Annotated in this window: 5 protein-coding genes and 2 pseudogenes; 5 read left to right on the top strand and 2 right to left on the bottom strand. The window is 43.0% G+C overall.

Annotated elements, in window-relative coordinates:
• Positions 1 to 281 precede the first annotated feature (281 nt).
• Genes RMO55_RS16210 through RMO55_RS16195 form a run of 4 tightly spaced genes read left to right on the top strand, consistent with a single transcriptional unit; the run spans position 282 to position 2,820 of the window.
• Positions 282 to 515 carry a DUF433 domain-containing protein gene (locus RMO55_RS16210; protein WP_310428110.1) on the top strand — a complete coding sequence of 78 codons (234 nt, stop codon included), beginning with the start codon at positions 282 to 284 and terminating at the stop codon, positions 513 to 515.
• Positions 512 to 847 carry a DUF5615 family PIN-like protein gene (locus RMO55_RS16205; protein WP_310428108.1) on the top strand — a complete coding sequence of 112 codons (336 nt, stop codon included), beginning with the start codon at positions 512 to 514 and terminating at the stop codon, positions 845 to 847. The genes RMO55_RS16210 and RMO55_RS16205 overlap by 4 nt, the downstream gene beginning before the upstream one ends.
• 6 nt (positions 848 to 853) lie before the next feature.
• Positions 854 to 1,810: a nucleotidyl transferase AbiEii/AbiGii toxin family protein gene (locus RMO55_RS16200; protein ID WP_310428106.1), complete on the top strand. Its 957-nt coding sequence runs from the start codon at positions 854 to 856 to the stop codon at positions 1,808 to 1,810.
• Between the two features lie 50 nt (positions 1,811 to 1,860).
• The gene (locus tag RMO55_RS16195; protein ID WP_310428105.1) at positions 1,861 to 2,820 is read left to right on the top strand and encodes a tyrosine-type recombinase/integrase; all 960 of its coding nucleotides are present in this window, start codon (positions 1,861 to 1,863) and stop codon (positions 2,818 to 2,820) included.
• A 126-nt stretch (positions 2,821 to 2,946) separates the two neighbouring features.
• Here the strand turns inward: RMO55_RS16195 and RMO55_RS16190 are convergent.
• Together RMO55_RS16190 and RMO55_RS16185 are read right to left on the bottom strand one after the other, a co-directional pair.
• Positions 2,947 to 4,041 (bottom strand): annotated as a pseudogene (locus tag RMO55_RS16190) (GTPase); the annotation flags it as partial.
• Positions 4,042 to 4,168: 127 nt separating this feature from the next.
• The gene (locus tag RMO55_RS16185; RefSeq protein WP_310428102.1) at positions 4,169 to 5,287 is read right to left on the bottom strand and encodes an NAD(P)-binding domain-containing protein; all 1,119 of its coding nucleotides are present in this window, start codon (positions 5,285 to 5,287) and stop codon (positions 4,169 to 4,171) included.
• A gap of 357 nt (positions 5,288 to 5,644) precedes the next feature.
• Here RMO55_RS16185 and RMO55_RS16180 point away from each other — a divergent pair.
• A pseudogene (locus RMO55_RS16180) lies at positions 5,645 to 5,940 on the top strand (hypothetical protein); the annotation flags it as partial.

The following is a 5,940-nucleotide window of genomic DNA, read 5'->3' as shown; positions in this document are numbered from 1 at the left end:
CTGGGTATCCGATTGCGGTGATTAAAACTGAAGATCGCTCTGCTTATATCGATGCTATCGTCGCTTGGCAATCTGGCGGAGATAATTCCGCACTCAAGGAGACAATTGCCAAATGTGTTGAGTCTTCACTCGTGGAAATATTGAGTTTAGCTGGTGAGGAGTTGTAAGTAATTATCGATATTCCAATCTTCTACATATAGCTAACATTTGAATCTTATGAAACTAGATGTAAAAATACAACGACTAAATAATAAATTTCCACTATATATTAAATAATAACTATGCTTTTACCCTTCCAAAAACTAGCTCGAATTACTCAAACACCAGGACAATGTGGTGGAAGACCTTGTATTCGAGGAATGCGAATTCGAGTCAGTGATATTTTAGAAATGCTGGCTGAAGATGTATCTGCTGAAGAAATCTTGACTGATTTCCCCGATTTAGAACCAGAAGATATTCAAGCTTGTCTATTATTCGCTGCTCGTCGGACAGAATTCCCCCGTTTAACCGCATGATAATTTGGGTAGATGCACAGTTACCGCCAACCTTGGCAGCATGGATAGTTGAAACTTTTGGAATTACTGCACTTTCCCTCAAAGAATTAGGATTACGTGACGCTAAAGACACGGAAATCTTTGAAGCTGCAATCCAACCTAATCTGGTAATTATGTCTAAAGATAGTGATTTTGTTGACTTGGTTTGTAGATTAGGATCGCCACCTCAAATTCTTTGGCTTACTTGCGGTAATGTAACTAATAAAAATCTGAGGCGAATACTAACTTCAACTTTACCTGACGCAATTGTCCAACTCCAACAAGGAGAATCTGTGGTCGAAATTAGTGGGTGAATAATTATGAATATCACTCAACCTCATAAACTACCTTTTCTAGAATTTCTTGGCTGGCAAATTGCTGATGTTTACCGTTTGACTCAACTGGAAATGCTTGCCAGTTACGAACGCGGTTGGCGGTATCGTCATATTACTAATCTTCCTGCCAGTGAGTTAGCATTTATTAAGCAACTCGCATTTGATCGCAAATCGTGGTTATCCAGTGAATTTATGGATTTTAAGATCGGTCATCATCAATTAATCCATCGCGTTCTGGAGGGCTTGAACTGCGAGTTTTTAAGTGAATGTCGAGCCTATTTTGGCGGTGGGACGTTAATATCATTGGATCTGGCAGAATATCGCACTAGTAATGATATTGACTTTATCTGTGCCTTGGGAGCTGATTATCGCAAGTTGCGTAATGCAATTAGTGATCGCCATCCTCAGATCTTATTAAAGTATAACTCCGATCTAGAAATCGAACGGTTTACCGCCGACCAATATGGAATTAGAATGGCGATTGTTGTTGATGGGGTACCGATTAAGACTGAGATTATTGCCGAAGCGCGATTTGAGCTAGATTTACCCCGTCAACCGAGTTGGTCGCCAGTTGAGTGTTTAAGTGTTAGCGATTGTTTTACTAGTAAACTATTAGCTAATGCTGACAGATATGCCGATCCTAGCGTTCATTCTCGGGATCTCATCGATCTAGCTTTCTTGAGAAACGATCGATCGATTCCACCTTTAGCGATCGAGAAAGCTGAAGCTGCTTATAGAGTCATAATACCATTAAAAGCTGCTTTAAGCAAATTTCAAGCAGATGCCGATCTCAGGTTTCACTGTTATGAGAATTTGACAATTTCTGAAGCTTATTGTTCTAAGCTAGTTGATGGGATTGATTTATTGGCGATCGATCTGGGTTTAAATAAAACTAGTCGAACTATTGGCAAATCAGGAGATGATATTTTTCCGTTTATGTGAAAGATAAGTCCAAATGATGTTTAATTTTATATTGCTGAGGTAATTTGGTTATGCAAATTCCAATTCCCCAACTGGTTAGAGTGGGTACTCTAGAAATTACTGCTGTTGTCTCTGATGATGCGAGAGTGGAGATCTGGGATAGTTTCTTGTCTCTTCAGATTAAGGAAACTACCCAAAGAGCTTATAGTAAATCTCTAGCAGATTTCTGTCAGAAAATTTATTCATCTCTTTCTCTTTCTGATGCTCTCCAAAACTTTCTCTTACTCTCTCAATCCGATGCTCTTCATCAAGTGCTGACATATCGAAAGATATTAATCGATTTGAAGTTGTCTAGTGCCACTATTAATCAACGTTTGTCAGCCCTTAAATCCTTGGTGGACTATGCAAGAAAGCGAGGATTGTGTAGCTTTACTTTGATTGATGTGAAGGGGTTAAGAAGTCAGAAATATCGGGATACTAAGGGTAGAACTGTTGATGAATATCGCAGTGTGTTGGCAGAAATCGACAGGTCAACAATTCTGGGTAAGCGTGATTATGCGATCTGTCGGTTGTTGTGGGACAATGCTTTGAGAAGGGGTGAAATTGTGTCACTCGATCAATCTAATTTTCTACCCCAAGAAAGCAGATTGATGATTTTAGGTAAAGGGACATTAGAACTAAAGCCCGTCGATCTCAATCCAGCCGTAGTTATCGCTATTAATGACTATTTAATACTCAAACCAGATACTAACAATCCAGCCTTATTTGTGAGTAATAATGGCAACCGATTAGACGGAAAAGATATTGCCAGAATCGTCAAGAAGTATGCCGAACCTGTTGGGATCGATCTTTCTCCCCATCGGGTGAGACATAGTGCGATTACGGCTTATTTAGATGTCAGTGAGGGGAATGTGAGAGCCGCTCAATCTTTGTCTAGACATCATAATTTGAGTACGTTGATGATTTATGACGATAATCGCCATCAGTTGCAGGGTAAGGCTAGTAAAGATTTAGGAGATTTACTAGAGTAACTCTGACAGAATAATGACGCTCTCACAGTCTTCATTTTAAATAACGATCGAGTCTCCTAAACCAAACAAGAATAACTTACCACCCCAAGCTAAAATTAAGGTGAAAATAATTGCTGCGATCGATTAAAGTAGATAAGGAATGATTAGAAAAGATCGATCCGCAGCACTGAATACGCCTAACGTAGCACCGAATTGGTATGAACATGCCGAACCAAAAGCAATCGCCGAAATACAAGTCTTACGGGAGCAACTAGAGCAAGCACGGGTACTAATTACCGCTGGCACATTGCAGCCAAAACCCATGATCACGCGGACTATATCTCGCCCAGACAATCCCACTGGGCGTAAGATTGGATGCAAAGCGATCGTGATTTGTTCGACTAAACCACTAGCTTTGTATGCACCTAAAAATAGAGCATAGAGGATAACTGTGGGTACTGCCCAGACAAATAATAATGGCCCCATCGTTACCAATCCATATCGCCCAATTGCAATTTCTTTGAATAGTGATGGTAAGCCAGATAAGGCTGCTGTAGTGGGTTTGATCAGTTCCTGTACTAATGGATCGGCGATCGCGGCAAAGCTATTCGCAGCATAGACAGCCACGATCGCAGGTAGTAGTAGAAGTACGATCGCGAGTAGCCAGTCGACGCGGGGATGTTCTAGCCAAGTGGGATGAGGTTCGATTCGCCAGCCAGCCAGATCTGGTTGCCATCGATCGGGAAATGCTGATGGTCGATCGATCGCTGCTAAGATCGATTGACGTTGCTCGATCGTCAGATGTCTCGCATCTACTGGGACGATCGCCAAATTAGACTCTCTTTCCCAGCGGCGAATAATTTGGCGGGTAAAATCGGATGGTGACACCTTATCCCAAAATGGGATGACTACAATTCCGCGTTTCCCTGCTACCAACGGTAATAAATCAGCCAAGTCTTCATCGACATGGGTAGCTTTGACGACGAGCAGCACGGTGTCATGAAACTCTAACTGTGCGAGGGCAATACGGGTTGTAGCTGCGTCAGAACGGTAAAGAATCCCAGGCGTATCTACAAACGTAACGCCGTCACCTGAATAGTTTTCACAGGCAACCGTGGAGCCACGAAAGTTGGTGCTGTAGGCAGATTTACCAGTCAGGGAGGCAATTAGTTGAGATTTACCAGTGTTTTCCTTGCCGATAATGACGATCGATCTTTGGACAGGAGAAGTTAGCAAGGGCATAAGAGTTACGGCTTTGTAGTAGTTTGGGTAGAGCGGAGCGAAACCCGACATCGTTCAATACTGTTAGTCCGCGCAGGCGGACTTTGCACGCGCAAGCGGCGGTTTTACCCGCTGACTGTATTAGGCGTTAACAGATACAATCGTTGTCACAACAGGAGAGATCGTCGAGAAACATCCCTTCATCGCGATAGACTTCTAAGTGACTAGGATCGAGATCCAAGCGACGGGCAATCGAATTTGCCACCACTGCAAACCGTTGCCGAAACTTATAAATAAAGCAAAAGATCGCCTTATCATGGCGGACGGAAGGGCCGACGACAAATAGCCCAGGCGTAATGGTAGACTCATCTTGATCATTCAATCGGGCATAGCCATCCGACCAATTAAACAGATTTGCAATTCGTTTTAAACTGCCTTCAAATCCAGTGCAGACAATCGGTTTAGTCGGCGAAATCCACTTATCATATTCACTATGAATGGCATAACCACCAGGCACCGCTGTTACTTCTTCAATTGCCACACCCCCGATTAGTTCTAATCGCCCTGTCGAGTAACACAACTCGACTCGCTGCAACGTATAGGGCGAGAGCGAAACACTCGGATCGGGGTCGGTATTGCCCCAGGTGCCACTGCGGTCGAGTACCTTGACTTTTTTGCCCAAAGCTACTAAATTCACCGCCGCATCCATGCCACTTTCATACCCACCCAAAATCGTAAATTCATCCCCCTGGAGTTTTGTCCATGAGCCTACTTGAGAATTGTGGACACATAAATCTGCGCCAGGAAAAGGATTCAAGTTTGGATACTGAAATTCTCCGGCTGCCCAAATCACAAACTGAGTTTGAATCATGCCATCTGGCACATGAATCCCAAACCCGCGACACTGGGGTAAGACTTCGATTTTCTGAACTTCAACGCCCGTATGGACAGGCAAGCTAATCGCATCGGCAATCATTTCTAGGTAACGTGCATATTGGGTGCCATTCAAGTGTTCGCGCCGAAAACTAATTGCGGGGGACGTTTTACGAGCGATCGCATTTAAGTCAAGTTGTCCAAACCCATGCCCAGGAAAGGATGGAGTGATAAAATTCATCTCCTGCGGCCATCGCCGAAAGGATTCACCGATTTGATGCCGTTCCAGGATCGCGAAATTCTCTAATCCTAAATCTCTCAACACCACCCCCATCCCAATTCCTGCCGCACCTGCACCCACAATAACGACATCATACGTTTCTGATTTTTTCATGAGGCTGGGGACGCGAGTTTATTTACAAGAATGATAATCATTCTCTTATTTTAGTCTTAATTGCCAATCTCAACCTCATGTTTCGACCTTAAAATCGCTCGATTCTCCTTTCGGAGCGGCTATTGCAAGGCAATCGTGACCCTACTACCAAGGGATTCGTTGGCATCACAGAGTGGCTGGATAGCTTGATTTATAGCGTTATGAGGCTAAAATTGAGAGAAAAATTTGAGAATGATTATCATTCTTATGATATAGTCATGGCTGACGGTTCAATATCTTGTAAAATAAGTTCATATTTCTTTAAATAAGGGAACTATTCTTCAAGATTGCTCTAATTAGTAACGTTAAGACCCCCTGATGCGCCTCAATCAAAAGATTAAATATTACTTTTACCGATCGATCTCAGCCTTTGTAGCTATGGCGATCGTGGCTAGCTCATTAACACTAGATCGAGCTGCATCAGCCCTAAATCCACCACCAAACCAGGTAAAGCAAACCCAGATCGCTAACAGCCCCAATATTTGCTCTAGTAATCTCAACTCAGTATTAGATCCGATCGTCAATGCGCCTACCTTTGAGAAAGGACAGTGGGGCATACTGATACAGTCCCTCGCTACCGGACAGACATTGTACGAGCATAATCCAGAGCTATC

The organism is Chamaesiphon sp. VAR_48_metabat_135_sub (genome assembly GCF_031418915.1).
Classification (GTDB): domain Bacteria; phylum Cyanobacteriota; class Cyanobacteriia; order Cyanobacteriales; family Chamaesiphonaceae; genus Chamaesiphon.
Note: the sequence above shows the minus strand (reverse complement) of the source record. Positions and strands in the feature narration are given on the sequence as shown.